Source organism: Kosakonia sp. BYX6 (assembly GCF_038449125.1).
In the GTDB taxonomy this organism is placed as follows: Bacteria; Pseudomonadota; Gammaproteobacteria; order Enterobacterales; family Enterobacteriaceae; genus Kosakonia; species Kosakonia calanthes.
In genome coordinates this window covers 464,891-488,844 of record NZ_CP151800.1, presented here as the reverse complement: position 1 = coordinate 488,844, position 23,954 = coordinate 464,891, and the positions used below count along the sequence as shown (strand labels likewise).

Below are 23,954 nucleotides of genomic sequence, written 5' to 3'. Positions count from 1 at the left end.
CTCAGCGATCGGACACAACCACAGTAATGTGGCTGGTGCGCTTCAGGATGCGATCTGCACGACCTTTCGCACGCGGCATAATGCGCTTCATGCTCGGGCCTTCGTCTACGAAAATTTTCGCAACTTTCAGATCGTCAATGTCAGCGCCATCGTTGTGTTCAGCGTTAGCAATGGCAGATTCCAGAACTTTCTTGACCAGTACAGCCGCTTTCTTATTGGTGTAGGTCAGAATATCCAGGGCCTGCGACACTTTCTTACCGCGAATCAGGTCAGCAACAAGGCGAACCTTCTGAGCAGAAGAACGAGCATGGCGATGTTGAGCTAAAGTTTCCATCTCTTCCTCCTACCTTATTTCTTCTTCGCTTTTTTATCAGCAGCATGGCCGCGATAAGTACGAGTCGGTGCGAATTCACCCAGTTTGTGACCGACCATTTCGTCGGAAACAAATACCGGAACGTGCTGACGACCATTATGGACAGCGATGGTCAAACCGATCATGTTAGGAAAGATCGTTGAACGACGGGACCAAGTGCGCAGGGGCTTCTTGTCTCCGCTTTCCACCGCTTTCTCTACCTTCTTCAGCAAGTGCAGGTCAATAAAAGGACCTTTCTTGAGAGAACGTGGCATGGCTTATCCTCTAAAATTATTTGCTACGGCGACGTACGATGAATTTATCAGTACGCTTGTTGCTGCGGGTCTTCTTACCTTTGGTCTGAACGCCCCACGGAGTTACCGGGTGCTTACCAAAGTTACGACCTTCACCACCACCGTGTGGGTGGTCTACTGGGTTCATCGCAGTACCGCGAACGGTAGGACGAATACCACGCCAGCGTGCAGCACCTGCTTTACCCAGAACGCGCAGCATATGCTCAGCATTGCCAACTTCGCCCAGAGTAGCGCGGCAGTCTGCTTCGACTTTACGCATTTCACCAGAACGCAGACGCAGGGTGACATAAGCACCGTCACGAGCAACGATCTGAACGTAAGTACCAGCGGAACGAGCCAGCTGACCGCCTTTACCTGGTTTCATTTCTACGTTATGAACGGTAGAACCAACCGGGATATTGCGCATCGGCAGGGTGTTGCCTGCTTTGATTGCAGCATCAACGCCAGACTGAATCTGGTCGCCAGCTTTCAGGCCTTTAGGGGCCAGGATGTAACGGCGTTCGCCGTCTTTGTACAGAACCAGCGCGATGTTCGCGGAACGGTTCGGATCGTACTCAAGACGTTCAACAACTGCCGGAATACCATCTTTGTTGCGTTTGAAGTCAACAATACGGTATGCCTGCTTGTGGCCACCACCGATATGACGAGTGGTGATACGGCCATTGTTGTTACGACCACCGGATTTGCTGTTTTTTTCCAGCAACGGAGCAAAAGGTTTGCCCTTGTGCAGCTCAGGGTTAACCACTTTAACTACGTGGCGACGACCCGGAGATGTCGGTTTACATTTAACAACTGCCATTGTATTACTCCTCCGACTTACTCAGCGCCGCCAACGAAGTCCAGATTCTGGCCTTCTTTCAGGGTGACGTAAGCTTTTTTCCAGTCGCTACGACGACCGATACGCTGTCCGTGACGTTTAACTTTCCCTTTAACTACCAGGGTGTTAACGACTTCGACTTCGACTTCAAACAGTTTCTGCACAGCAGCTTTGATTTCTGCTTTGGTCGCGTCTTTAGCAACTTTGAGAACGATGGTATTGGTTTTTTCCATCGCAGTAGACGCTTTTTCAGAAACGTGCGGTGCACGCAGCACCTTCAGCAGACGTTCTTCACGAATCATGCCAGCATCTCCTCAACTTGCTTAACAGCATCAGCAGTCATTACGACTTTGTCGAAGGCGATCAGGCTAACCGGATCGATACCAGTCGCGTCGCGAACGTCAACCTTGTGCAGGTTGCGCGCGGCCAGGAACAGGTTCTCGTCCAGCTCACCGGTGATGATCAGCACATCTTCCAGAGCCATGTCTTTCAGTTTCTGAGCCAGCAGCTTGGTTTTCGGTGCTTCAACAGAGAACTGCTCGACAACGATCAGACGATCCTGACGTACCAGTTCGGACAGGATGCTTTTCAGCGCGCCGCGGTACATCTTTTTGTTAACTTTTTGACTGTGGTCCTGCGGACGCGCAGCGAAGGTCACACCACCAGAACGCCAGATCGGGCTCTTGATAGAACCAGAACGAGCACGGCCGGTGCCTTTCTGGCGCCACGGTTTTTTACCGGAACCAGTTACTTCAGCACGGGTCTTCTGAGAACGAGTACCCTGACGAGCACCAGCTGCATAAGCTACAACAACCTGGTGTACCAGCGCTTCGTTGAAGTCACGACCGAAGGTAGTTTCGGAAACAGTCAGCGCGCTCTGCGCGTCTTTCAATACTAATTCCATTGCTATCTCCTCACGCCTTCACAGCTGGTTTAACGATCAGGTCGCTACCGGTTGCACCCGGGACAGCACCTTTAACCAGCAGCAGGTTGCGCTCAGCGTCAACACGTACTACGTCCAGGCTCTGAACGGTTACGCGCTCATTACCCAGCTGACCTGCCATTTTCTTGCCCTTGAACACTTTGCCCGGAGTCTGGTTCTGACCGATAGAACCCGGAACGCGGTGAGACAGGGAGTTACCGTGGGTAGCGTCCTGGGTACGGAAGTTCCAGCGCTTAACGGTACCTGCGAAACCTTTACCTTTAGAGGTGCCAGTTACGTCAACTTTTTTAACTTCAGCAAACAGCTCAACGCTAATGTCCTGACCTACGGTGAATTCTTCGCCGTCAGCAAGACGGAATTCCCACAGACCACGGCCAGCTTCAACGCCAGCTTTAGCGAAGTGACCAGCTTCCGGCTTGGTTACACGGTTAGCTTTTTTAGCACCGGTGGTAACCTGGATAGCACGGTAGCCATCGTTAGCCAGATCTTTAACCTGAGTAACGCGGTTTGCTTCAACTTCGATTACGGTTACTGGGATAGATACGCCATCTTCAGTGAAGATGCGGGTCATGCCCACTTTTTTACCGACTAAACCAATCATTGTTTCAACCTCTCAATCGCTCGATGACCTGATCAACCCAGGCTGATCTGCACGTCTACACCGGCAGCCAGATCCAGACGCATCAGAGCATCAACGGTTTTCTCGGTTGGCTCAACGATGTCAACCAGACGCTTATGAGTGCGGATTTCGTACTGATCACGCGCATCTTTGTTGACGTGCGGAGAGATCAGAACGGTAAAGCGCTCTTTGCGGGTCGGCAGCGGGATCGGACCACGTACTTGCGCACCAGTGCGCTTAGCAGTCTCGACGATTTCGGCGGTTGATTGATCGATCAGACGATGATCAAACGCTTTCAAGCGGATACGGATTCTTTGGTTCTGCATGAGACCAGAGCTCCAATTATTTATAGACGAAAATAATTACTCCTCACACCCATTACGATTGATGGGGGAGTGTAATCGTTCTTACGTAGCCCCCCGATTGGGAGCATTGTTAGCGATTAAACAACACCGCTATGGTTCAGATTGAACCACCCGTCAATTACGACAAGCCCGCGCATTATACGTAAATTTGGGCCAGACGCAAGTACAGTTTAGAAATTACACAACTCAGTGCATATGCTCGCAGAAAGGATGCAAAGGAGGTTTCCTCAATGATATTTCCTGGAAAGGTGATCGCAATAGCGGAATTGTCGCCTTTGTTTACCGCCTCGTTTTACGCATCCTTCGCTCATTGTGTTGGTCAATGACGAGGCAGGGATGCCATGCTTTTTCTTTCTATATATTTGCTACTAAACCTGATTCTTGTCAGGTATGACATGCGCAGCGGTCTGCTGCCGGATAGTTTCACCTGCCCTCTTCTCTGGTCAGGTCTCGTTTGGCATTGCACTTCGCATGTTGAGTTTTTGCCGCAATCGGTAATAGGTGCGGTGGCGGGTTATGCGGGTTTCGCCTTTCTTTATTGGAGCTATCGGTTGCTACGCGGTAAAGAAGGTCTTGGCTATGGCGACGTGAAATATCTTTCTGCTCTGGGTGCCTGGCATGGTTGGGAGCAATTACCCGCATTGGTATTCGTTGCTTCGCTTCTCGCCTGTGGTGCGATGAGCGTTAATGTTCTTCGTCGCCGAAGTTTGCAGGCATTAAAAAACCCGCTGCCTTTTGGGCCATTTCTGGCGGCAGCGGGTTTACTGATCGGGTATCCGGCTTTGATACCGTCTTAATCTTCAACTTTGATTTGCGACTGGAGATAATTCTGGATGCCGATTTTCGAGATAAGATCGAGCTCTGTTTCCAACCAGTCAATATGATGCTCTTCTTCGGCAAGAATATTGATCATCATATCGCGGCTAACATAGTCATGAACGCTGTCGGCATAAGCGATCGCTTCACGCAGATCTTTTGCGCCTTCCAGTTCCAGACGAAGGTCTGATTGCAGCATCTCTTCGACATCTTCACCAATCCCGAGTTTGCCTAAATCCTGCAAATTCGGTAGCCCTTCAAGAAATAAAATACGCTCAATGTATAGATCGGCATGTTTCATTTCATCAATGGATTCATGGTATTCAACATCGTTGAGGCGCGTCAGTCCCCAATTTTTGAACATTCTCGCGTGGAGAAAGTATTGATTGATTGCGACAAGCTCATTTCCCAATAATTTATTGAGATAATTTATGATTTTAACATCACCTTTCATTATATAGTCCCTCCGCTTCCACTCATTGAAGCGTAGATGGGGCTACAAGGATGTCAAAAAAAAGATAGAGCTTTAGGCGATCTCTTTGTATTCCGGCATCTGCGTCAATTCGTCCTGCATAATTTCTCTTGCCGCACGAATACATTTACCACATTGATTTCCTACCGGAACAAATTTGCGGAGTTGTTGAAATGACTGAGGGTGAAACTGGCGCACTGCCTGGCGAATTTTCTTATCACTTACACCATTACACAAACAAACGTACATGAATCACTCCCGTTCACTTTATGCACAGAAGTGTAAATGAGAATGGTTATGATTACAACGATGCAACTGTAAAAGTGCGCGTACTTGCATAACTAAATCGCGGGTAAATAATACCGGGCCATCAATGACAGACAGTAAAAAGGGCACCGAAGTGCCCTTTTTAATTCAAAGCTAAATAATTAGCCCAGAACTTTAGCTACAACGCCCGCGCCAACGGTACGGCCGCCTTCACGGATTGCGAAACGCAGACCATCGTCCATTGCAATCGGGTGAATCAGGGTAACAACCATTTTGATGTTGTCGCCCGGCATTACCATCTCCACGCCTTCCGGCAGTTCGATGGTGCCAGTCACGTCAGTTGTACGGAAGTAGAACTGCGGACGGTAGCCTTTGAAGAACGGAGTATGACGGCCGCCTTCATCTTTGGACAGGATGTAAACTTCTGATTCGAATTTGGTGTGCGGCTTGATGGAACCCGGCTTAGCCAGTACCTGACCACGTTCGATTTCTTCACGTTTGATACCACGCAGCAGAACGCCTACGTTCTCACCAGCACGGCCTTCGTCCAGCAGTTTGCGGAACATTTCTACGCCGGTACAGGTGGATTTCGCGGTGTCTTTGATACCAACGATCTCAACTTCTTCACCCACTTTGATGATACCGCGCTCTACACGACCGGTAACAACGGTACCACGACCGGAGATGGAGAATACGTCTTCGATCGGCAGCAGGAACGGCTTGTCAATCGCACGCTCAGGTTCCGGGATGTAAGAATCCAGGAAGCCGGCCAGTTCGATGATTTTCGCTTCCCACTCTGCGTCGCCTTCCAGCGCTTTCAGAGCAGAACCACGGATGATCGGCGTGTCGTCGCCCGGGAAATCGTACTGAGACAGCAGTTCACGAACTTCCATCTCTACCAGTTCCAGCAGCTCTTCGTCATCTACCATGTCACATTTGTTCAGGAACACGATGATGTACGGAACGCCTACCTGACGACCCAGCAGGATGTGCTCACGGGTCTGCGGCATCGGGCCGTCAGTCGCAGCTACAACCAGGATCGCACCATCCATCTGCGCAGCACCGGTGATCATGTTTTTAACATAGTCGGCGTGGCCCGGGCAGTCTACGTGTGCGTAGTGGCGAGTCGGGGTGTCATATTCAACGTGAGAAGTGTTGATGGTGATACCACGAGCTTTTTCTTCCGGCGCGTTATCGATCTGATCGAATGCGCGGGCAGCACCGCCGTAGGTTTTAGCCAGTACGGTAGTGATTGCAGCAGTCAGAGTAGTTTTACCATGGTCAACGTGACCGATTGTGCCGACGTTGACGTGCGGTTTTGTACGTTCAAATTTTTCTTTAGACACGGCTTTATTCCTTACTATAGTGCTCTCCCTCTATGGAGAGAGCACGGGACTTTGGTTTTAACCCTGCGGCTTATTTACCACGGGCTTCAATTACGGCCTGAGCAACGTTGTTCGGCGCATCATCATACTTCAGGAACTCCATGGAGTAAGAAGCACGACCTTTAGTCAGAGAACGCAGCTGAGTTGCGTACCCGAACATTTCAGACAGCGGAACTTCAGCGTGGATCACAACGCCAGTAACGTTGGTTTCCTGACCGCGCAACATACCACGGCGACGGCTCAAGTCACCGATAACGTCACCGGTGTTCTCTTCCGGAGTCTCAACTTCAACCTTCATGATCGGCTCAAGCAGAACAGGTTTTGCTTTCTTGAAGCCTTCTTTAAAGGCGATAGAAGCCGCCAGTTTAAACGCCAGTTCAGAGGAGTCAACGTCGTGGTAAGAACCGAAGTGCAGACGAACACCCATATCCACAACCGGGTAACCCGCCAGCGGACCAGATTTCAGCTGCTCCTGGATGCCTTTATCAACGGCCGGGATGTATTCGCCAGGAATTACACCACCTTTGATGTCGTTGACGAACTCATAACCTTTCGGATTTGAGCCCGGCTCCAGTGGGTACATGTCGATAACAACATGACCATACTGACCGCGACCACCAGACTGTTTGGCGTGTTTACCTTCGATATCGGTAACTTTCGAGCGAATCGCTTCGCGGTAAGCAACCTGCGGTTTACCCACGTTCGCTTCAACGTTGAATTCACGTTTCATACGGTCAACGATGATATCGAGGTGCAGTTCACCCATACCAGCAATAATGGTCTGGTTAGATTCTTCGTCAGTCCATACGCGGAAAGAAGGGTCTTCTTTAGCCAGACGGCCCAGAGCCAGACCCATTTTTTCCTGGTCAGCTTTGGTTTTCGGTTCTACGGCGATGGAGATTACCGGTTCCGGGAATTCCATACGCTCCAGAATGATCGGGTTGTCCGGGTCACACAGGGTATCACCGGTGATCACGTCTTTCAGACCGATTGCTGCAGCGATGTCGCCTGCGCGAACTTCTTTGATCTCTTCACGTTTGTTAGCGTGCATCTGAACGATACGACCGAAACGCTCACGTGCGGATTTCACGGAGTTCAGTACGGTATCACCAGAGTTAACCACACCAGAGTAAACGCGGAAGAAGGTCAGGTTACCAACGAACGGGTCGGTAGCAATTTTGAACGCCAGTGCAGAGAACGGCTCTTCATCACTTGCGTGACGCTCAGCTGGGGTATCTTTACCATCGTCCAGCATACCGTTGATCGCAGGAACGTCAGTCGGGGACGGCAGGTAATCAATTACCGCATCCAGCATCGCCTGAACACCTTTGTTCTTGAACGCAGAACCACAAGTTACCAGGATGATTTCGTTGTTCAGAACACGCTGACGCAGAGCAGTTTTAATCTCTTCTTCAGTCAGTTCCTCACCACCCAGGTATTTCTCCATCAGCTCTTCAGAAGCTTCAGCAGCGGATTCGATCAGGTTCTGGTGCCATTCGTCAGCCAGATCCTGCATATCAGCCGGGATATCTTCGTAAACGAAGGTAACGCCCTGATCGGCATCGTTCCAGTTGATCGCTTTCATTTTCACCAGGTCAACAACACCGGTGAAACCTTCTTCAGCGCCAATTGCTAGTTGCAGCGGAACCGGAGTCGCGCCCAAACGGGTTTTGATCTGGTCTACAACTTTCAGGAAGTTCGCACCCATGCGGTCCATTTTGTTAACGAACGCAATGCGCGGAACTTTATATTTATTTGCCTGACGCCATACGGTTTCAGACTGCGGCTGAACACCACCAACGGCGCAGTAAACCATTACCGCACCATCAAGCACACGCATGGAACGTTCTACTTCGATGGTGAAGTCAACGTGCCCTGGGGTGTCGATGATGTTAACGCGATGCGGTTCATACTGCTTCGCCATGCCAGACCAGAATGCAGTAGTCGCTGCGGAGGTGATAGTGATACCACGCTCTTGCTCCTGCTCCATCCAGTCCATGGTTGCGGCGCCGTCGTGAACTTCACCGATTTTGTGGTTCACACCGGTGTAGAACAGAATACGTTCGGTAGTCGTGGTTTTACCGGCGTCGATGTGCGCACTGATACCGATGTTACGGTAGCGTGCGATGGGTGTTGTACGAGCCATTTGATTCCTCGTTTGTCTCTTTAGGCGTTCAGATTTAAGTTGCCAAACAGCGGGCGACTTACATGAAGCGCCCGCCTGGTGACTAAAACTCCGAAGGGATTACCAACGGTAGTGTGCGAACGCCTTGTTGGCTTCGGCCATACGGTGAACGTCTTCACGTTTCTTAACTGCAGTACCTTTGTTGTCTGCAGCATCGGAAAGTTCGTTCGCCAGGCGCAGAGCCATGGATTTATCACCGCGTTTACGAGCAGCTTCAACGATCCAACGCATTGCCAGAGCATTGCGACGAACCGGACGAACTTCAACTGGAACCTGATAAGTAGAACCACCTACGCGGCGAGACTTAACTTCGACAGTCGGGCGCACGTTTTCGAGAGCGACTTCGAAAGCTTCCAGTTCATTTTTACCAGAACGCTGAGCCAGGGTCTCCAGCGCGCTGTATACGATTGCTTCTGCAGTAGATTTTTTACCGTCTACCATCAGGATATTTACAAATTTCGCCAGCAGTTCTGATCCGAACTTAGGATCCGGCAGAATTTTACGCTGACCAATAACACGACGACGTGGCATGGAAATACTCCGTTGTTAATTCAGGATTGTCCAAAACTCTAAGAGTTTAGTTTGACATTAAGTTAAAACAGTTTGGCCTTACTTAACGGAGAACCATTAAGCCTTAGGACGTTTCACGCCGTACTTGGAGCGAGATTGCTTACGGTCTTTAACACCGGAGCAGTCGAGCGCGCCACGAACAGTGTGGTAACGAACACCCGGGAGGTCTTTTACACGACCGCCACGGATCAGGATCACGGAGTGCTCCTGCAGGTTGTGACCTTCACCACCGATGTAGGAAGTCACTTCGAAACCGTTGGTTAAACGAACACGACATACTTTACGCAGTGCGGAGTTCGGTTTTTTCGGGGTGGTAGTATATACACGAGTACATACGCCACGTTTTTGCGGGCATGCTTCCAGCGCAGGCACGTTGCTTTTCGCAACTTTGCGTGCACGTGGTTTGCGTACCAGCTGGTTAACTGTTGCCATTAAATAGCTCCTGGTTTTAGCTTTTGCTTCGTAAACACGTAATAAAACGGCCTCATATAATATGAGGACGCAGAATTTTATGGCTGTGCTTAAAAGGTGTCAAGAAATATACAGCGATCCCACATTACCAATGCATCTGGACGGCGTTTTTCACCGTCAGGCTAACGAAATCAGTATAGCTAACCTTGGCGACACTGCTCGAAATTTGACCATCAAGACCGCGAGCATCAACGTCATCTTTTAGCACATGCACTGTTATGGGGGCGTTCAGTAATAACTCAACATAACGCCCGCCCTCCAGCGCAGCCGCTACTCCATCGGATAACAGTAGCAAATCATCCCCCGGCCGCAGCAAGCGCAGCAGCGCCGCCATATCGCACTGCCAGGGTGAGCGGGATAAAGTCAACAGCATAAGCGCCTCAAAAGGTCAGTACGACAGCGTATTGCTCAAGCGCGTCGCGCAGCGCGTCCGGCTCCAGACGCTGAGCGGGTAGAACAAATGCCGTCTCATCGCCTAAACCGCGTTCACGCAGCGAAGCCGCGCACAGCCAGCACTGTTCGATGTCATAAAGAGGAAGGACTTTAAACGTCGCGATGTAATCCCGCGCCAGAATCGCCCCCGGCTGTTGGTTTGCCAGCAGTTGGAATACGCCGTCGCCGACAAAAAAAACGCCGATATCATCGCTAAAGGCTGAAGTGGCTAACAACGCATCCAGCCCTTCACGCCCGGAAGAGGAACCATGCGGTGCGGAGGTAAAGACAAAAGCGATACGTTTCATCAGAACTGCACCACTCTATCGCAAGAGAGCGCGGCTTCGGCCAGCGCACCAAGCCCCGTCAGCGAGAAACCCGCTTGCAGATTCGCACCAGGCAGCGCCAGGCGCTGCGCTGCGGTGTCATCCACCACACCACGGCGCAACGCAGCGGCGACACAGATGTGCAATTCAACCTGCTGTTCATCATGAAGGCGCTGCCAGGCGCGAACGAGGTCAAACTCGTCGCTGGCAGGCGCAGTGAGCGCATTCGCATTGCTCACCCCTTCGCGATAAAAGAAAACACTACTGAGCGTGTGCCCCGCTTCCAGTAACGCCAGAGCAAACTGGTACGCGCTACTCGCCTGCTGTGTGCCATACGCCGGGCCGGTCACCATCAGAGCAAAACGCATTACCGATCTGGCCCGGAAAAATCGCCGCTTTTGAACTGGCGGATATAGAGGTAAACGGTGTGTTTGGAAATATTTAGACGGTCAGCCACCTGGTTGATCGCGTCTTTAATATCAAAGATACCTTTCTCATAGAGGTTCAGTACGATCTGACGATTCTTGGCATTGTTGGAAACGTTACGATCGGCATTGACCTCTTCGATGGTGAACTCCAGCGTTTGCATAACCAAGTCTTCCACAGAAGACGCAAAGTTCACCGAAGAGCCAACATCAGGAGTTTCAGGCGGGATAAAGGTGCTCATAATTTGCGAGAACGGCACATCAAGGTTCATGTTGATGCACAGTAAACCAATCACGCGGTGATCGCGGTTGCGGATGGCAATCGTCACTGACTTCATCAGTACGCCGCTTTTCGCGCGTGTGAAGTAGCACTTCGAGACGCTGCTGTCGGCACCGGTCATATCGTGCAGCATGCGCAGCGCGAGGTCGGTAATGGGTGAGCCAATTTTACGCCCTGTGTGTTCGCCATTGGCGATGCGGATAGCGGAACATTTCAAATCCTGCAGGGAGTGCAAAACGATTTCGCAGTGCGAACCAATGAGCATCGCTAACCCGTCCACCACCGCTTCATAGGATTTGAGGATATCGAAGTCGGTCTGATCGAAAGGACGTTGATCCAGGAGATCTAGCTCACTGGTTTCGTTGGTTAATAGCGACCTGGACATGAAAAAAAACACTCCTTTTCAGGAGCCTGTCGTTATGTTTTCAGGGCAGGCTCAGTATTCATATGGGGATATAAATTAATACATCGTAGGCAAAGCTTTCCAGAATTATATCCTCGGTGCAAAAAAAAACGCCGCCCGAAGGCGGCGCGTTTCACACTTTTATTTCTTACTGCTATCGGCATCTTTCGCATCAGCAGCTTTATCGCCTGCTGCCGGAGCCGCTTCTGGCGCAGCAGCGTCAGCTTTCGGTGCCGGTTTGATATCCAGCAGCTCGACTTCGAAGACCAGCGTGGAGTTAGCCGGGATACCCGGGACGCCAGTTTTGCCGTAAGCCAGTGCCGGTGGGATGACCAGCTTGATCTTGCCGCCTTTCTTGATGTTTTTCAGGCCTTCAGTCCAGCCCGGGATGACGCCATCGAGACGGAAAGAGAGCGGCTCGCCACGGGTGTAAGAGTTATCAAACTCTTTACCGTCGATCAGCGTACCTTTGTAGTTCACAACAACAGTGTCACTATCTTTCGGCGCGTCGCCGGTACCCTCTTTTTCTACTTTATACAGCAGACCGGTATCAGAGGTTTTCACGCCTTTCTCTTTCGCGAAAGTATCACGGAAGGTTTTGCCTTTCGCTTCGTTTTCAGTCGCGTCTTTTTCCATGCGATCCTGAGCGGCGGTTTTCACGCGGGTTTCAAACGCTTGCAGAGTCTGTTCGATCTCCTGATCGCTCAGTTTGCTCTTATCAGCAAACGCGTCCTGAACACCGGCGATCAGCTGAGCTTTGTCCAGCTTGATACCCAGTTTTTCCTGCTCTTTCAGGGAGTTTTCCATGTAGCGGCCCAGTGATGCACCCAGCGCATAGGCGGATTTCTGGTCGTCATTTTTAAATGCCGCTTTGCTGTCAGTTGCTGCCGCAGCCTCTTTTGTTGCGGTTTGTGCAGCAAAAGAAATCGGTGCATGAAGGGCAACGGCCATGGTGGTCGCCAGCAGCGTGACTTTAAACAGTGATTTCATCCATTTCTCCAGGGGCCGGGGCATCTCGCCCCAGGGTTATACACAAAGTTAAGAAGCGTACTATAAAGCGTTGCGGCAGAAATCAACATAAGCACTCTTCCTGAATTCACCTGATTTGTGACTATTTTTGTTTAAATAAGTTTCTGCTATACGGCCTTAATGCTGTATCGAAAGGCAAAGTTCAGTAAAATCCGCCCGTTTAACGTAAATCGAGCCGGACGCAACCCAGAGGTGATCAATGCAAGAGTTAACAACAGAAGCGCGACTGGCGGAACTGGAAAGCCGACTGGCCTTTCAGGAAATGACCATTGAAGAGCTGAACCAGACGGTTATCGCTCATGAGCTGGAGATGGTGAAGCTGCGCGAGCATGTGCGCTTGCTGGTGGAAAAGGTCAAAGCCAGCCAACCATCGCACCTGGCCTCCCCTTCAGAAGAGACGCCCCCGCCCCATTATTAAGGCGTAAAAAAAGCGGGTTTCCCCGCTTTTTGTGCCTGATGGCGCTTCGCTTATCAGGCCTACATAACGTGTTTCAGAAAGCCAACGCACCTGTGGCGCGAAAGACGACGGGTATTAGTGGCAGCCGCAACCGCCGTGACCGCCACAACCACCTTTGCCACCGTGGTCGTGATCATGGTCGTGACCGTGACCGCCGCAGCAACCGTCGTGATCATGGTCGTGGTCATGATCGTGACCATGCGGACCATGAACGTGGCCGTGCGCCAGTTCTTCTTCCGTTGCTTCGCGAATCGCGACAACTTCAACGTTGAACTTCAGGTTCTGGCCAGCCAGCATGTGGTTACCGTCAACCACAACGTGGTCGTCTTCCACTTCGGTAATCTCAACCGGTACTGGACCCTGGTCGGTTTCCGCCAGGAAGCGCATGCCAACCTGCAGTTCATCAACGCCCATGAAGACGTCTTTCGGTACGCGTTGTACCAGGTTTTCGTCGTACTGACCGTAAGCGTCATTCGCGCCAACAGCCACATCGAATTTGTCGCCGACTTCGTGACCGTCCAGCGCGTTTTCCAGACCGGAGATCAGGGAACCGTGACCGTGCAGGTAGTCCAGCGGCGCACTCACCGGAGACTCATCAACCAATACACCGTCTTCTGTACGTACCTGATAGGCCAGGCTGACCACCAGGTCTTTTGCTACTTTCATGATATCTCCTGAGCGTGGGAAAAATACTGGCGCAGATTGTAGCGGAATTCTGCACCCGTGTACCCTTTAGCTTAAAAAAACCTGCCTGATATCGCTAGTCCGGATGAAAAATCCCTATCACTTGCTCATCTTTGCGTACATGCTCGCGCGTCTCTTTATCCGCCTCGCGCATTTGATGCCCACACTTAACACATTCAACAATATCGACATTATTTTCACGCCACATTGCCAGTGAGTCTTTCGCCTGGCATGCCGGACAGGTCGCACCGGCGATAAAACGTTTACGTACAGCCATTCGACTCCCCTTATTCAAACTCGTCCCAGCCATCCAGCTGGCGACGCTCTTGCTGCATTTCACGCTGAAAAATCTCCTCCAGCTCGCGCCGTGCTTCGCGCACGCGGGAAATTTGTACTGTGTCGGTATGCACCGGCATCAGTTCACGCAGCATACGCATGTCCAGACGCTTAAAGTGCAATTGCGCCCGCTGAGCCTGATGCGGATGCATCCCAAGCGAAATTAGCGCCTTGCGGCCTAACTCCAGCGCACTCGAAAATGTTTCACGGGAGAACTGCGAAACACCGGCCAGCAACAGTTCATGGGCCTCGACACGTCCCCGCGCCCGCGCCAGAATCGCCAGATGAGGAAAGTGCTGCTGGCAAATCTCCACCAGCTTCATCGTATCTATCGGGTCGTTACAGGTGATAACAATAGATTGCGCCGCCTCCGCGCCCGCCGAACGCAGCAATTCAACCTGCGTGGCATCACCGTAATAAACCTTATAACCGTACTTACGCATCAGGTTGACCGCGCTGATATCGCGCTCCAGCACGGTGATGCGCATTTTGTTGGCCATCAACAGGCGGCCAATCACCTGACCAAAACGGCCAAACCCAACGACAATCACCTGCGGTTTATCATCGTCAACCCACGGCGCTTCGTCTTCGTCCTCCGGCGTGTTGAAACGCCGGGAGAGGAGCTTATCAACGCCGCGCATCAGCAGCGGCGTGGTCATCATCGACAGCGTAACGGTCACCAGCAAGAGCGCCATTTGATCATGCTGAAATAAGTGCTGGGAAGAAGCGGCGGAAAAGAGCACAAACCCAAACTCGCCGCCCTGGCTTAACACACCGGCAAACTGCATACGCTCCGAACTGCGCAAGCCGTACACGCGCGCCAGCAGGTAGAGCACCAGTGTTTTCACCGCCACCAGCACCGCCACACTCATTACAATCCACAATAGATGGGTATAGAGCACGCCAAGGTTCAGCGCCATACCTACGGAGATAAAGAACAACCCGAGCAGCAGCCCTTTAAACGGTTCGATGGCGATTTCGAGTTCATGGCGATATTCACTCTCCGCCAATAAAACACCAGCGATGAACGTGCCGAGCGCCATCGACAACCCGAGCGCATCCATAAACAGCGCCGAACCGAGCACTAACAGCAGCGTCGCGGCGGTAAACACCTCCCGCACGCCGGAACCGGCAATAAAGCGAAACACCGGGCGCAGCAGGTAACGTCCGCCAATTAACATGCCCGCGAACGCCAGCACTTTCATGCCGACTTTCATCCAGTCGAGATGATCGTTGCCATTGCCCGCCAGCAGTGGCACCAGCGCCAGGGCCGGGATCACCGCCAGATCCTGAAACAGCAGCACCGAGAAGCCAAGCTGCCCGGACTCGCTGCGGTTCATGCCTTTATCACGCATCAGTTGCAGCGCCATCGCCGTCGACGACATCGCAAGGCCGATCCCGCCAATCACCGCCGCCTGCCAGGAGAATTGGGTCAGCATTAATAACCCGGCGAGGATCGCCGCGCTGAGCAGTACCTGCGCCGCACCAACGCCAAAAATAGAGCGGCGTAATTCCCACAGTTTGGCAGGGTTCAGCTCCAGCCCGATGATGAACATCAGGAATACCACGCCCAGCTCCGAGAAATGCAGGATTTCATCGACGTCGCTGATAAACCCCAGCCCCCACGGGCCAATCGCGATGCCCGCCAGCAAATAGCCGAGCACCGCGCCGATGCCCAAACGCGCCGCCAGCGGAACAGCAACAACCGCCGCAAAGAGGAATAACACGCCAGCCAGTAAAAGTGTGGAACCTTCCATTAGCGGCCTCCGTCCGGCAGCGGTGAGGCCAGCCAGTCATCGTAAGCTTTGGCATGGCTAGCCAGTTCCTGCGGTGCCTGTCTGCGCGCCCAATAAATGACGATCGGGCTGAGCCAGTGCATGCGGCACATCGCGGCGGTCAGCTCAAATGGGCGCAAAACATCATTCATCGAATAGCGATTCAGTCCATCGTGGCGATAAGCGCTTTCCGGTTCACCCGTGGTGATGACGCTGCGCCAGTACTTTCCCGCCAGTTGATTCCCGCCAATACCGCTGGCGAAGCCGCGGCTCAACACGCGATCGAGCCACTCCTTCAGCAACGCCGGGCAACCGTAGGTGTACAAAGGGTGTTGAAACACAATGACATCATGCTCGCGCAACAACGCCTGTTCACGAGGAATATCAATAAAAAAGTCAGGATAACGGGCGTACAGATCGTGCACCGTTACGTTTGGTAGCTGCGTTGCCGGCTTAAGCAAAACCCGGTTTGCCACCGAGTCCTGTGATTCCGGATGGGCATACAGCAGCAACACTTTCGCTGTCTGCGACATCTATTCCCCTCCCGGGTGTCGAATCTCCGGCAACATGCCCAGCGGCCTGCCAGAATGATTTTGTCTATCGTCTTCATTTTGGGCTAACATTGCGGCCCCGGTACGGCATTTGGCCGAAACCTTACATTACCATAATGACAAATTAACATAGTCGGAACATACGGCGTCTTATGATTGTTTTCTCCTCGTTACAAATTCGTCGCGGCGTGCGTGTCCTGTTGGATAACGCCACAGCCACCATCAATCCAGGCCAAAAAGTGGGGCTGGTGGGTAAAAACGGCTGCGGCAAATCGACCCTGCTGGCGCTTTTGAAAAACGAGATAAGCGCCGATGGCGGCAGCTTCACGTTTCCCGGCACCTGGCAACTGGCGTGGGTGAATCAGGAAACGCCCGCTTTAGATGAAGCGGCCATCGACTATGTGATCGACGGCGATCGTGAATATCGCCAGCTTGAAGCGGAACTGAATGCCGCCAACGAGCGCAACGACGGTCACGCCATTGCCACCGTCCACGGCAAACTCGACGCCATTGACGCCTGGACGATTCGCTCTCGCGCCGCCAGCTTGTTGCACGGACTGGGTTTCTCCAATGAGCAACTCGACCGCTCAGTGAGCGACTTTTCCGGCGGCTGGCGCATGCGTTTAAACCTGGCGCAAGCGCTGATTTGTCGTTCCGATTTACTGCTTCTTGATGAACCGACTAACCACCTCGATCTCGACGCGGTGATCTGGCTGGAGAAGTGGCTGAAAAGCTATCCCGGCACATTGATCCTGATTTCCCACGACCGCGATTTCCTTGATCCAGTGGTCGACAAAATTCTGCATATCGAGCAGCAAAGCCTGTTTGAATACACCGGCAACTACAGCTCGTTCGAGCGCCAGCGCGCCACGCGGCTTTCCCAGCAACAAGCGACCTATGAAAGCCAGCAGCAGCGCGTGGCGCATCTGCAAAGCTTTATCGACCGCTTCAAAGCGAAAGCCAGCAAAGCCAAGCAAGCGCAAAGCCGTATCAAAATGCTGGAGCGCATGGAACTGATTGCCCCGGCGCAGGTTGATAACCCGTTCCACTTTAATTTTCGTGCCCCGGAAAGCCTGCCAAACCCGATTCTGAAGATGGAAAAAGTCAGCGCGGGTTACGGCGATCGCACCATTCTGAACGCCATCAAACTCAACCTGGTGCCGGGTTCGCGCATCGGTCTGCTGGGGCGCAACGGCGCGGGCAAATCGACGCTGATCAAATTGCTGGCCGGCGAACTGGCGGCGCAAAGCGGTGAAATCGGCCTGGCGAAAGGCATCAAGCTCGGTTACTTCGCCCAGCACCAACTGGAGTTTTTACGCGCCGACGAATCGCCGTTACAGCATCTGGCGCGCCTGGCGCCGCAGGAGCTGGAGCAGAAGCTGCGCGATTATCTCGGCGGTTTCGGTTTCCAGGGCGATAAAGTCACCGAAGTGACCGAACGTTTTTCCGGTGGCGAGAAAGCGCGGCTGGTACTGGCGCTCATTGTCTGGCAGCGCCCGAACCTGCTGCTGCTCGATGAACCGACTAACCACCTCGATCTGGATATGCGCCAGGCGCTGACCGACGCGCTGATCGAGTTTGAAGGCGCGTTGGTTGTTGTGTCGCATGACCGCCACTTGCTACGTTCGACCACCGACGATCTCTACCTTGTCCACGACGGCAAAGTCGAGCCGTTCGACGGCGATTTGGACGATTATCAGCAGTGGCTGAGTGATGTACAAAAGCAGGAAAGCCAGCCTGCGGATACCGCGAAAGAGAACGGCAACAGTGCCCAGGCGCGCAAAGATCAAAAGCGTCGCGAAGCCGAACTGCGCACACAAACCCAGCCGCTGCGTAAAGAGATTGCCCGTCTGGAAAAAGAGATGGAAAAACTCAACGCGCAACTGGCACAAGCCGAAGAGAAGCTGGGCGACAGCGGGTTGTACGATCAAAGCCGTAAAGCGGAATTAACCACCTGCCTGCAACAACAGGCGGCGGCGAAATCCGGCCTGGAAGAGTGCGAAATGGCGTGGCTGGACGCGCATGAACAGCTAGAGGCGATGCTGCAAGAATAATGCGCAGCAGCGGGCGAGAGAGCTTATGAATCTGGATATCACCAACGACATTACGTTTCGCAAGCTGGGTATTTTCATGGTCTTCATGGAAAAGGGAAATATCGCCCGCGCCGCCGAAGCCCTCAATCTGAGCGGTGTTAGCGTGCACCGCGCCCTGCATACGCTGGAAGAGAATGTCCGTTGCCCGCTGTTTGTGCACAAAGGGCGCAATCTGATCCCGCTGCCCGCTGCCTGGACACTGCTGGAATATTGCCAGGAAGTGACGCAGTTGATGGAGCGCGGACTGGACGAAGCGCGCAAAACCGCTGGCGTTGGTCAGGGGCGTTTACGCGTCGGCACGCTCTATTCTCTGACGCTGGAAACCGTGCCGAGGCTCATCATGGGCATGAAGTTGCGCCGCCCGGATCTGGAAATGGATCTGACGATGGGCTCGAACGACACGCTGTTGCATATGCTGGAAGAGGGCTCGCTCGACGCGATTCTCATCTCAATTTCCGAGAGTGAAATCGACACTAACAATCTCGAAATACTGCCGCTATTCCATGACGATATTTTTCTCGCGGCGCCCGCCAGCGCAACGCTGAAAACCAGCACCCTCGCCGATCTGCGCGATTATCGCTCACAAAAATTTGTCTCGCTGGCGGAAGGGTTTGCCACCTACGCCGGTTTCCAGGAAGCGTTTCATATCGCCGGGTTCGAGCCGGAAATCGTCACCCGCGTGAACGACATTTTCTCAATGCTCAGCCTGGTGCAGGCTGGGGTGGGTTTTACGCTGATGCCGGGCAGGATGAGAAAAGTGTATGAAGGTTCGGTGCAGATGCTGCGCTTGGCCGAGCCGTACCAAATGCAGCAGTTGATCGCCATTGTCTTTGCCCGCAACCGCGAGCATGACCCCAATTTGTTGGCGCTGGCCGCCGAAGGACGAATGTACGCGCGCAGTTTGGGTGACAGTGCATGATTCATTGCCCGATGGCGACGCGGATTCCCCGCACCTTGTAGGCCGGATAAGGCGTAGCTGCCATCCGGCAAAGCAAAACCAGGGGAGTCCGTAGGCCGGATAAGGCGTAGCCGCCATCCGGCAAAGCAAAAATCCTCAATCCCTAAGCCGCTTCGCCAGATGCACAGCCACATCGACGCCGCTGCGCTCGAGCGAAATGCATTCCCCGTTCCACGCCGCCTGACGCGTCAGGCACGTCAAAATCCCGCCCGGCGGCATCTCAATCGCCAGCCTCGCGTCGCGTTCATTGGCGGCGACGACCGCTTCCTGCCAGCGCACGGTGCGCGCCATATTGCGCGCCAGATCGTCGGCGATTTTCTCCGGCTGCCACAGCACGCGCCCGGTGCTGCCGCTTAAATACGCGCATTGCGGCCGGTTGAGCGTGACATCGGCAAAGGCCTGCGCCAGCTTTTCTGCCGGTTCCGCCAGCAACGCGCAGTGGGAAGGCACACTCACTGCCAGGCGGTGCGCTTTGTTGGCGCCTTTCGCCAGCGCGCGCGTTGCGACGTCCGCCATCGCCTCATCGCTTCCGGCGATAACAATCTGGGTTTCAGCATTGAGATTGGCGATATACGCCCCGCTGCCTTCCAGCAACTTTTCCACCTGGGGCAGTGTCAGCCCCATGATCGCAGTCAGCCCGTACCCCTGCGGATACGCCTGCTCCATCAAATCACCGCGCAACGCCACAAGACGCAACGCATCATGAAAATCGAGCGCTCCGGCAATCACCGCCGCCGGGTAGGCGCCAATCGACAGACCGCTGGCGATGTCCACCGTGACACCCCGGCGCTGCAACTCGCGTCCCCAGGCGACACCGGCAATCAGCAAAGCCAGTTGTACAGCACGCGTGTGCTGCAACGACGCTGCCGTGTCGAGGGTGTCCGCTTCGGCACCAAGGACTTCACGCGCTTCCTGCATCTCCGTTCCCGGAAGCGCCTGTAACATACCGGGGCGCTGTGTCCCCTGCCCCGGAAAAGTAAACAGAATTTTCATTATTCCTCCCTGTGCCACGGGTCGCTCACCAGACGCGGCCCGTGGTTTGTTTTCAGCATCACTCGCCCATCGCGCAGCCACTCCGCCAGCGCAAAACCGCCAAGAGGCGTGTCAACTTGCGTATCCGCCCGGCATAGCCCACCGCTAAGTTGCTGCTGCCAGCGTTGCAAATCACGTTTGGCGAGCGGTTCAGGGGCGCGGATCAGCAGGTCGAGATCGCTTTCGGCATGAATCACCGGAATGCCGGTTGCCAGCGCGTAACCGGTGCTGCCGGTCACCCCCCAGCACCACGGCCAGGCGAACTGCGCCAGTTGCAGCGCCAGTTGCACCGGCGGCTGGGAGATAAACGGCGAGCGCGGCAGTACCTGCGGCGCGACAAGCTGTTCGGGTGAGACCACGCGCGCAATCTGCTCCGGCCTCACCCACCCCGCGGCACGTTGGTCGCGACGCAGGCCGCGCACGCCAACGGGGATTCGACCGTCGTTTGCAACATCACGCCGCACCACCACCGGTAACCCAGCGTGCCAGACCTCCGCGACCCAGGGTTCGGTTACCCCTTCCAGCGCATCTTGTGTCAGGAGCCAAAGAAGATCGTGCGGGCGTGCTGTTGCGGTCATGATTACATTCCTGATGTCAGCGAGATAAACAGCGGCAGCGACAGGATACAGAGCACGGAGCTGAGCAGCAGCACCGCTTCCGCATCCGGCGATTGCACGCCAAAGCGGTTACCAAATACCACACCGAAGAAACCCGCAGCCAGCGCAATCATCAGGATCGCGGTGATCGCCACCGAGCCGTGCAAACCGAGCACCAGCACAATCCCCCAGGCAATCGCCGGTTGGATCAGAAGCTTAGTGATGGTGGCGGAGATAACCATGGTGTTGATCGCCAGTTTACGTGCGGAGAGGATCACGCCAGTCAGGAACAGTGCCGCAGCCGTCGCGGAAAGGCCCAGTGGTTTGATGGACGCCAGCAGCAGATCCGGCATTTTGATGCCGATAGCCGACAGCACAACCCCCAGCAGCGGCCCCCAGACAATCGGTTTTTTCACCGAACGCCACATCAGTACCGGCAGCATCGTCAGGGTAGAACCGGTGTCGCCACCTGCCGCGCGGGCTTTTTCGCGCTCAAGGATCAGCAGGCAGAACGGCGTCATCAGCACGGAACCACAGGCGATGGAAACCGCAACAGACAGCGAAGTGGACGGCACTTCGCCCAGCACGCTACCGAGGATCGGCAGACCCAGCGCGGCATAGTTCGGCAGCGCGACGGTCAGCGTCAGCACCGCGGCATCCTGCGGTGATTTTTTGAAAACGGCGGTCGCCAGGAAGTAAATGGCGGCATAGGTAATCCACATGGAAAGGGTCAGCACCACAATCAGCGGGGATTGCGCGATGATACCGGCCCACGGCGTCTGCACGGTGGCGCTAAACAGCGCGGCGGGCAGGGCAAAATCCATTACAAAGATATTCAGCAGGGAAACATTTTTGTTGTCGACCATTTTGGCCTTCCCTGCCCAGAAACCCAGCAGCATGATGACGAAAATCGGTGCAAGGGCATGAACAATTACATAAGTCATAAATCACCTGTAAGCCTTCAAAAGGAAAAGAAATAGCACTAGCGCGATGTTTTTATTTTCAGTAGCGCATGAGCGCGGCATTCACGCGCGCCCATGCGTTGCTATCTGGCAGGTTTCTTTTTACTTACCAGCTCGCTTTCATGCGTTCGCGCACGAGAGCGGAGCTGCGGCGGTTGTCAGCACCCAGACGGTTTTTCAACGAGGTGTCCTGACGAGCGTCTTTGATAGCCTGTTGCAAGGTGCTTTGCACCTGCGCCAGATCGGTTTCTGAAGGGGCATCCGGGTTGCTGATGTTCAGCAAATCCGACAGCAAACCCAGCGTGGCATAGTTGCTGATGTCATACGCCATCGGCGGAATGGTTGCCGCCAGTTTTTCCAGCGCCTCGACGGTACGCAGCGTAATACGCGCCGCAGAGTCTTTGCCCATGGCGTGGATCAGCACGCCGGCATCATTGAAGGCAATCAGGCGGTTGGCCTGGTAACCGTGGGCAAGAAACGCCCCCGACATCGCTTTGCCAACGATCAGACCAATCACCGGGTGACCCACCAGACGCGCATTGGCGTAAGCGGCAGCCGCTCCGGCCAGCGCCTGATGAATACCAAATGCTTCTTCGCGGCGGCCATAGGCCTGGCTCGGCACATCGATCACCGCAATGATCGGGCGTTTCACGCTGTTATTGGCATCGGCGGCAACGGTTTCGCTCACCACTTTCGCCAGCGTCCAGCCTTCCAGCAGACCGACTTCGCCTTTTGCGGCGCGCGGATAGTGGTTATTGGCATCCGGCACCACCGCGATAAAGCGCACCGCTTCACCGTTAACATTGCCATCTGCCGCCTGCACTGACGGGCACAGCCCGCTGAGGTGCTCGGCATTGGGCGCTAGTTTTTCCAGCCATAAAGCGCCGCGGCTGACTGTCGTACTCATGCTTTACCCTCCCCGGCAAACAACGCGTTGATCTGCTCGGTATCCGCCTGTTTGCGGGTATCGAACTGGGTCAAACGTTGCAGATAATCGTCGTAGTTATCGGTGCGATGTTTCGCCGGCACGCCTTTGGCAATCGCCTCGTTCATCGCCTGTTTCACCGCATTGATACCGTCGCCCACCAGCGCATCCACCAGCCCGCTGCGATAACGCACTTCGCCGCCGGTCATGCTCCAGATAAACGGACGATCGCGCGAGTCGTACTCGTCGATCCCGGCTTCCTGTTCAATAACCTGCGGGCCGTTCAGACCAAGCCGCGCTTCGCGGGTGACAATCAGATAGCTGCACAGCGCCGCCGCGATGGACATCCCGCCGAAGCAGCCCACGGTGCCGGCGACAATGCCGACCACCGGGGTGTAACGGCGCAGATCAACAATCGCCGCGTGAATATCGGCAATCGCCGCCAGCCCCAGGTTGGCTTCCTGCAAACGCACGCCGCCGGTTTCGAGGCATAACACCGCCTGAGTTGGGATGCCGTTGCGGTTATCTTCTGCCGCCAGTTCCAGCGCCGCCGCCATTTTCGCGCCGGAGACTTCGCCCATACTGCCACCCTGGAACGCGCCTTCGATGGCGACAACCACCGCCGGTTGGCCGTTGAGGGTGCCTTTGGCGACCACCATGCCGTCATCCGCCTGCGGAACAATGCCCTGCGCCCCTAACCACGGGGAAACAATGCCCTCGAACGGATCTAACAGTTCGCGGTAGCTGCCTTCATCCAGCAGCGTTTGGGCGCGTTGACGCGCTTTAAGTTCGATAAAACTGCGATCGTCACGCATAGCTCACCTCCTCGAAAACCTGTTCGATACGGATACGCGCCACACCGGGCGTTGCGCCGAAATCGTGGATCACAAGCTGGCCCGCAGGCAGCGTGCTGACCACACTTAACCGGTTGAACAGCGCTTCCCAACGTCCACGGCTGTTATCCACGGAGGTGGTGATATCAATCGTCAATGTTTGCCCCTGGTCGGCGGTGAATAACACCTCCATATCCCCGGAGCCCACAACGCCCGCCAGCGCTTTGCCGCGTAATGCGCGGCCGGCAGGCACGGTTATCGTAATGTGTTCCATAACTTCC

The 23,954-nt window shown here is 54.2% G+C and carries 32 protein-coding genes; 4 read left to right on the top strand and 28 right to left on the bottom strand.

Going from position 1 to position 23,954, the window contains the following annotated elements; all coding sequences use genetic code 11:
- Nucleotide 1: 1 nt before the first annotated feature.
- From rplV to rpsJ, 7 genes are read right to left on the bottom strand one after another with little or no spacing between them, the layout of a single operon-like run.
- Entirely contained in the window at nucleotides 2-334 is a 333-nt protein-coding gene (gene rplV, locus AAEY27_RS02115) for a 50S ribosomal protein L22 (protein ID WP_002919773.1), read from the bottom strand.
- A 14-nt stretch (nucleotides 335-348) separates the two neighbouring features.
- Nucleotides 349-627, bottom strand: a complete 279-nt coding sequence (rpsS, locus tag AAEY27_RS02110) for a 30S ribosomal protein S19 (RefSeq protein WP_001138115.1) — start codon at nucleotides 625-627, stop codon at nucleotides 349-351.
- A 16-nt stretch (nucleotides 628-643) separates the two neighbouring features.
- Nucleotides 644-1,465 (bottom strand): 50S ribosomal protein L2, encoded by an 822-nt coding sequence (rplB, locus tag AAEY27_RS02105; RefSeq protein WP_023479412.1) that lies wholly within the window; start codon nucleotides 1,463-1,465, stop codon nucleotides 644-646.
- Between the two features lie 17 nt (nucleotides 1,466-1,482).
- A complete protein-coding gene (gene rplW, locus AAEY27_RS02100; RefSeq protein ID WP_000617546.1) occupies nucleotides 1,483-1,785 on the bottom strand; it encodes a 50S ribosomal protein L23 in 303 nt (100 codons plus the stop codon).
- Nucleotides 1,782-2,387: a 50S ribosomal protein L4 gene (gene rplD, locus AAEY27_RS02095; protein WP_342323309.1), complete on the bottom strand. Its 606-nt coding sequence runs from the start codon at nucleotides 2,385-2,387 to the stop codon at nucleotides 1,782-1,784. Before rplD ends, rplW begins: the two co-directional genes overlap by 4 nt.
- A gap of 10 nt (nucleotides 2,388-2,397) precedes the next feature.
- Complete coding sequence (gene rplC, locus AAEY27_RS02090) at nucleotides 2,398-3,027, bottom strand: 50S ribosomal protein L3 (RefSeq protein WP_017460069.1); 630 nt, start codon at nucleotides 3,025-3,027, stop codon at nucleotides 2,398-2,400.
- A gap of 32 nt (nucleotides 3,028-3,059) precedes the next feature.
- On the bottom strand, nucleotides 3,060-3,371 hold the full coding sequence (gene rpsJ, locus AAEY27_RS02085; RefSeq protein WP_001181005.1) for a 30S ribosomal protein S10: 312 nt from the start codon (nucleotides 3,369-3,371) through the stop codon (nucleotides 3,060-3,062).
- Between the two features lie 434 nt (nucleotides 3,372-3,805).
- Between rpsJ and AAEY27_RS02080 the strand changes: the two genes are divergently transcribed.
- Nucleotides 3,806-4,207 (top strand): prepilin peptidase, encoded by a 402-nt coding sequence (locus AAEY27_RS02080; RefSeq protein WP_425294652.1) that lies wholly within the window; start codon nucleotides 3,806-3,808, stop codon nucleotides 4,205-4,207.
- Here the strand turns inward: AAEY27_RS02080 and bfr are convergent.
- The 11 genes from bfr to fkpA all read right to left on the bottom strand — a co-directional run bounded on the left by bfr (nucleotide 4,204) and on the right by fkpA (nucleotide 12,432).
- Nucleotides 4,204-4,680, bottom strand: coding sequence for a bacterioferritin (gene bfr, locus AAEY27_RS02075; protein WP_342323307.1), 477 nt, complete (start codon nucleotides 4,678-4,680; stop codon nucleotides 4,204-4,206). The two genes, AAEY27_RS02080 and bfr, sit on opposite strands and share 4 nt — an antisense overlap.
- Before the next feature lie 72 nt (nucleotides 4,681-4,752).
- Nucleotides 4,753-4,947: a bacterioferritin-associated ferredoxin gene (gene bfd, locus AAEY27_RS02070; RefSeq protein ID WP_034812717.1), complete on the bottom strand. Its 195-nt coding sequence runs from the start codon at nucleotides 4,945-4,947 to the stop codon at nucleotides 4,753-4,755.
- Nucleotides 4,948-5,126: 179 nt separating this feature from the next.
- A complete protein-coding gene (gene tuf, locus AAEY27_RS02065; protein WP_342322705.1) occupies nucleotides 5,127-6,311 on the bottom strand; it encodes an elongation factor Tu in 1,185 nt (394 codons plus the stop codon).
- Between the two features lie 70 nt (nucleotides 6,312-6,381).
- Nucleotides 6,382-8,496 (bottom strand): elongation factor G, encoded by a 2,115-nt coding sequence (gene fusA, locus AAEY27_RS02060; RefSeq protein ID WP_342323306.1) that lies wholly within the window; start codon nucleotides 8,494-8,496, stop codon nucleotides 6,382-6,384.
- A 99-nt stretch (nucleotides 8,497-8,595) separates the two neighbouring features.
- On the bottom strand, nucleotides 8,596-9,066 hold the full coding sequence (gene rpsG / locus AAEY27_RS02055) for a 30S ribosomal protein S7 (protein ID WP_007369802.1): 471 nt from the start codon (nucleotides 9,064-9,066) through the stop codon (nucleotides 8,596-8,598).
- A gap of 96 nt (nucleotides 9,067-9,162) precedes the next feature.
- On the bottom strand, nucleotides 9,163-9,537 hold the full coding sequence (gene rpsL, locus AAEY27_RS02050) for a 30S ribosomal protein S12 (protein ID WP_003023654.1): 375 nt from the start codon (nucleotides 9,535-9,537) through the stop codon (nucleotides 9,163-9,165).
- A 124-nt stretch (nucleotides 9,538-9,661) separates the two neighbouring features.
- Nucleotides 9,662-9,949 (bottom strand): sulfurtransferase complex subunit TusB, encoded by a 288-nt coding sequence (gene tusB / locus AAEY27_RS02045; RefSeq protein ID WP_342323305.1) that lies wholly within the window; start codon nucleotides 9,947-9,949, stop codon nucleotides 9,662-9,664.
- Nucleotides 9,950-9,956: 7 nt separating this feature from the next.
- A complete protein-coding gene (gene tusC, locus AAEY27_RS02040; RefSeq protein WP_342323304.1) occupies nucleotides 9,957-10,316 on the bottom strand; it encodes a sulfurtransferase complex subunit TusC in 360 nt (119 codons plus the stop codon).
- Nucleotides 10,316-10,702, bottom strand: a complete 387-nt coding sequence (gene tusD / locus AAEY27_RS02035) for a sulfurtransferase complex subunit TusD (RefSeq protein ID WP_342323303.1) — start codon at nucleotides 10,700-10,702, stop codon at nucleotides 10,316-10,318. Before tusD ends, tusC begins: the two co-directional genes overlap by 1 nt.
- Nucleotides 10,702-11,424, bottom strand: a complete 723-nt coding sequence (locus tag AAEY27_RS02030) for a helix-turn-helix transcriptional regulator (RefSeq protein ID WP_342323302.1) — start codon at nucleotides 11,422-11,424, stop codon at nucleotides 10,702-10,704. The genes tusD and AAEY27_RS02030 overlap by 1 nt, the downstream gene beginning before the upstream one ends.
- Before the next feature lie 159 nt (nucleotides 11,425-11,583).
- Nucleotides 11,584-12,432 (bottom strand): FKBP-type peptidyl-prolyl cis-trans isomerase, encoded by an 849-nt coding sequence (fkpA, locus tag AAEY27_RS02025; RefSeq protein WP_342323301.1) that lies wholly within the window; start codon nucleotides 12,430-12,432, stop codon nucleotides 11,584-11,586.
- A 238-nt stretch (nucleotides 12,433-12,670) separates the two neighbouring features.
- On the opposite strand from fkpA, the gene AAEY27_RS02020 reads away from it, so the two are divergent.
- Complete coding sequence (locus AAEY27_RS02020) at nucleotides 12,671-12,889, top strand: protein SlyX (RefSeq protein ID WP_342323300.1); 219 nt, start codon at nucleotides 12,671-12,673, stop codon at nucleotides 12,887-12,889.
- A 114-nt stretch (nucleotides 12,890-13,003) separates the two neighbouring features.
- Here the strand turns inward: AAEY27_RS02020 and slyD are convergent, their stop codons facing one another.
- The 4 genes from slyD to kefG all read right to left on the bottom strand — a co-directional run bounded on the left by slyD (nucleotide 13,004) and on the right by kefG (nucleotide 16,256).
- Nucleotides 13,004-13,594, bottom strand: a complete 591-nt coding sequence (gene slyD / locus AAEY27_RS02015) for a peptidylprolyl isomerase (RefSeq protein WP_342323299.1) — start codon at nucleotides 13,592-13,594, stop codon at nucleotides 13,004-13,006.
- Between the two features lie 94 nt (nucleotides 13,595-13,688).
- The gene (locus AAEY27_RS02010; RefSeq protein ID WP_342323298.1) at nucleotides 13,689-13,889 is read right to left on the bottom strand and encodes a YheV family putative zinc ribbon protein; all 201 of its coding nucleotides are present in this window, start codon (nucleotides 13,887-13,889) and stop codon (nucleotides 13,689-13,691) included.
- Nucleotides 13,890-13,899: 10 nt separating this feature from the next.
- Entirely contained in the window at nucleotides 13,900-15,705 is a 1,806-nt protein-coding gene (gene kefB, locus AAEY27_RS02005) for a glutathione-regulated potassium-efflux system protein KefB (protein ID WP_342323297.1), read from the bottom strand.
- Complete coding sequence (gene kefG, locus AAEY27_RS02000) at nucleotides 15,705-16,256, bottom strand: glutathione-regulated potassium-efflux system ancillary protein KefG (protein WP_342323296.1); 552 nt, start codon at nucleotides 16,254-16,256, stop codon at nucleotides 15,705-15,707. Before kefG ends, kefB begins: the two co-directional genes overlap by 1 nt.
- 170 nt (nucleotides 16,257-16,426) lie before the next feature.
- Between kefG and AAEY27_RS01995 the strand changes: the two genes are divergently transcribed.
- A complete protein-coding gene (locus AAEY27_RS01995) occupies nucleotides 16,427-18,328 on the top strand; it encodes an ABC transporter ATP-binding protein (RefSeq protein WP_342323295.1) in 1,902 nt (633 codons plus the stop codon).
- 25 nt (nucleotides 18,329-18,353) lie between these two features.
- Nucleotides 18,354-19,286, top strand: coding sequence for a LysR family transcriptional regulator (locus AAEY27_RS01990; RefSeq protein ID WP_342323294.1), 933 nt, complete (start codon nucleotides 18,354-18,356; stop codon nucleotides 19,284-19,286).
- 135 nt (nucleotides 19,287-19,421) lie between these two features.
- On the opposite strand, the gene mdcH is transcribed toward AAEY27_RS01990, so the two are convergent.
- The 6 genes from mdcH to mdcC all read right to left on the bottom strand — a co-directional run bounded on the left by mdcH (nucleotide 19,422) and on the right by mdcC (nucleotide 23,947).
- The gene (mdcH, locus tag AAEY27_RS01985) at nucleotides 19,422-20,318 is read right to left on the bottom strand and encodes a malonate decarboxylase subunit epsilon (protein ID WP_342323293.1); all 897 of its coding nucleotides are present in this window, start codon (nucleotides 20,316-20,318) and stop codon (nucleotides 19,422-19,424) included.
- Nucleotides 20,318-20,935 carry a malonate decarboxylase holo-ACP synthase gene (locus tag AAEY27_RS01980; protein ID WP_342323292.1) on the bottom strand — a complete coding sequence of 206 codons (618 nt, stop codon included), beginning with the start codon at nucleotides 20,933-20,935 and terminating at the stop codon, nucleotides 20,318-20,320. Before AAEY27_RS01980 ends, mdcH begins: the two co-directional genes overlap by 1 nt.
- Nucleotides 20,936-20,937: 2 nt before the next feature.
- Nucleotides 20,938-21,897 (bottom strand): AEC family transporter, encoded by a 960-nt coding sequence (locus tag AAEY27_RS01975; protein WP_342323291.1) that lies wholly within the window; start codon nucleotides 21,895-21,897, stop codon nucleotides 20,938-20,940.
- Between the two features lie 124 nt (nucleotides 21,898-22,021).
- Nucleotides 22,022-22,822 (bottom strand): biotin-independent malonate decarboxylase subunit gamma, encoded by an 801-nt coding sequence (gene mdcE / locus AAEY27_RS01970; protein ID WP_342323290.1) that lies wholly within the window; start codon nucleotides 22,820-22,822, stop codon nucleotides 22,022-22,024.
- Nucleotides 22,819-23,655, bottom strand: coding sequence for a biotin-independent malonate decarboxylase subunit beta (locus AAEY27_RS01965; RefSeq protein WP_342323289.1), 837 nt, complete (start codon nucleotides 23,653-23,655; stop codon nucleotides 22,819-22,821). Before AAEY27_RS01965 ends, mdcE begins: the two co-directional genes overlap by 4 nt.
- On the bottom strand, nucleotides 23,648-23,947 hold the full coding sequence (mdcC, locus tag AAEY27_RS01960) for a malonate decarboxylase acyl carrier protein (RefSeq protein WP_342323288.1): 300 nt from the start codon (nucleotides 23,945-23,947) through the stop codon (nucleotides 23,648-23,650). Before mdcC ends, AAEY27_RS01965 begins: the two co-directional genes overlap by 8 nt.
- Nucleotides 23,948-23,954: the final 7 nt, after the last annotated feature.

Bases quoted from the DNA above. Each gene is read 5' to 3' on its own strand.
- rplV (WP_002919773.1), bottom strand. From the start codon at position 334: ATGGAAACTTTAGCTCAACATCGCCATGCTCGTTCTTCTGCTCAGAAG.
- rpsS (WP_001138115.1), bottom strand. From the start codon at position 627: ATGCCACGTTCTCTCAAGAAAGGTCCTTTTATTGACCTGCACTTGCTG.
- rplB (WP_023479412.1), bottom strand. From the start codon at position 1,465: ATGGCAGTTGTTAAATGTAAACCGACATCTCCGGGTCGTCGCCACGTA.
- rplW (WP_000617546.1), bottom strand. From the start codon at position 1,785: ATGATTCGTGAAGAACGTCTGCTGAAGGTGCTGCGTGCACCGCACGTT.
- rplD (WP_342323309.1), bottom strand. From the start codon at position 2,387: ATGGAATTAGTATTGAAAGACGCGCAGAGCGCGCTGACTGTTTCCGAA.
- rplC (WP_017460069.1), bottom strand. From the start codon at position 3,027: ATGATTGGTTTAGTCGGTAAAAAAGTGGGCATGACCCGCATCTTCACT.
- rpsJ (WP_001181005.1), bottom strand. From the start codon at position 3,371: ATGCAGAACCAAAGAATCCGTATCCGCTTGAAAGCGTTTGATCATCGT.
- AAEY27_RS02080 (WP_425294652.1), top strand. From the start codon at position 3,806: ATGCGCAGCGGTCTGCTGCCGGATAGTTTCACCTGCCCTCTTCTCTGG.
- bfr (WP_342323307.1), bottom strand. From the start codon at position 4,680: ATGAAAGGTGATGTTAAAATCATAAATTATCTCAATAAATTATTGGGA.
- bfd (WP_034812717.1), bottom strand. From the start codon at position 4,947: ATGTACGTTTGTTTGTGTAATGGTGTAAGTGATAAGAAAATTCGCCAG.
- fusA (WP_342323306.1), bottom strand. From the start codon at position 8,496: ATGGCTCGTACAACACCCATCGCACGCTACCGTAACATCGGTATCAGT.
- rpsG (WP_007369802.1), bottom strand. From the start codon at position 9,066: ATGCCACGTCGTCGTGTTATTGGTCAGCGTAAAATTCTGCCGGATCCT.
- rpsL (WP_003023654.1), bottom strand. From the start codon at position 9,537: ATGGCAACAGTTAACCAGCTGGTACGCAAACCACGTGCACGCAAAGTT.
- tusB (WP_342323305.1), bottom strand. From the start codon at position 9,949: ATGCTGTTGACTTTATCCCGCTCACCCTGGCAGTGCGATATGGCGGCG.
- tusC (WP_342323304.1), bottom strand. From the start codon at position 10,316: ATGAAACGTATCGCTTTTGTCTTTACCTCCGCACCGCATGGTTCCTCT.
- tusD (WP_342323303.1), bottom strand. From the start codon at position 10,702: ATGCGTTTTGCTCTGATGGTGACCGGCCCGGCGTATGGCACACAGCAG.
- AAEY27_RS02030 (WP_342323302.1), bottom strand. From the start codon at position 11,424: ATGTCCAGGTCGCTATTAACCAACGAAACCAGTGAGCTAGATCTCCTG.
- fkpA (WP_342323301.1), bottom strand. From the start codon at position 12,432: ATGAAATCACTGTTTAAAGTCACGCTGCTGGCGACCACCATGGCCGTT.
- AAEY27_RS02020 (WP_342323300.1), top strand. From the start codon at position 12,671: ATGCAAGAGTTAACAACAGAAGCGCGACTGGCGGAACTGGAAAGCCGA.
- slyD (WP_342323299.1), bottom strand. From the start codon at position 13,594: ATGAAAGTAGCAAAAGACCTGGTGGTCAGCCTGGCCTATCAGGTACGT.
- AAEY27_RS02010 (WP_342323298.1), bottom strand. From the start codon at position 13,889: ATGGCTGTACGTAAACGTTTTATCGCCGGTGCGACCTGTCCGGCATGC.
- kefB (WP_342323297.1), bottom strand. From the start codon at position 15,705: ATGGAAGGTTCCACACTTTTACTGGCTGGCGTGTTATTCCTCTTTGCG.
- kefG (WP_342323296.1), bottom strand. From the start codon at position 16,256: ATGTCGCAGACAGCGAAAGTGTTGCTGCTGTATGCCCATCCGGAATCA.
- AAEY27_RS01995 (WP_342323295.1), top strand. From the start codon at position 16,427: ATGATTGTTTTCTCCTCGTTACAAATTCGTCGCGGCGTGCGTGTCCTG.
- AAEY27_RS01990 (WP_342323294.1), top strand. From the start codon at position 18,354: ATGAATCTGGATATCACCAACGACATTACGTTTCGCAAGCTGGGTATT.
- mdcH (WP_342323293.1), bottom strand. From the start codon at position 20,318: ATGAAAATTCTGTTTACTTTTCCGGGGCAGGGGACACAGCGCCCCGGT.
- AAEY27_RS01980 (WP_342323292.1), bottom strand. From the start codon at position 20,935: ATGACCGCAACAGCACGCCCGCACGATCTTCTTTGGCTCCTGACACAA.
- AAEY27_RS01975 (WP_342323291.1), bottom strand. From the start codon at position 21,897: ATGACTTATGTAATTGTTCATGCCCTTGCACCGATTTTCGTCATCATG.
- mdcE (WP_342323290.1), bottom strand. From the start codon at position 22,822: ATGAGTACGACAGTCAGCCGCGGCGCTTTATGGCTGGAAAAACTAGCG.
- AAEY27_RS01965 (WP_342323289.1), bottom strand. From the start codon at position 23,655: ATGCGTGACGATCGCAGTTTTATCGAACTTAAAGCGCGTCAACGCGCC.
- mdcC (WP_342323288.1), bottom strand. From the start codon at position 23,947: ATGGAACACATTACGATAACCGTGCCTGCCGGCCGCGCATTACGCGGC.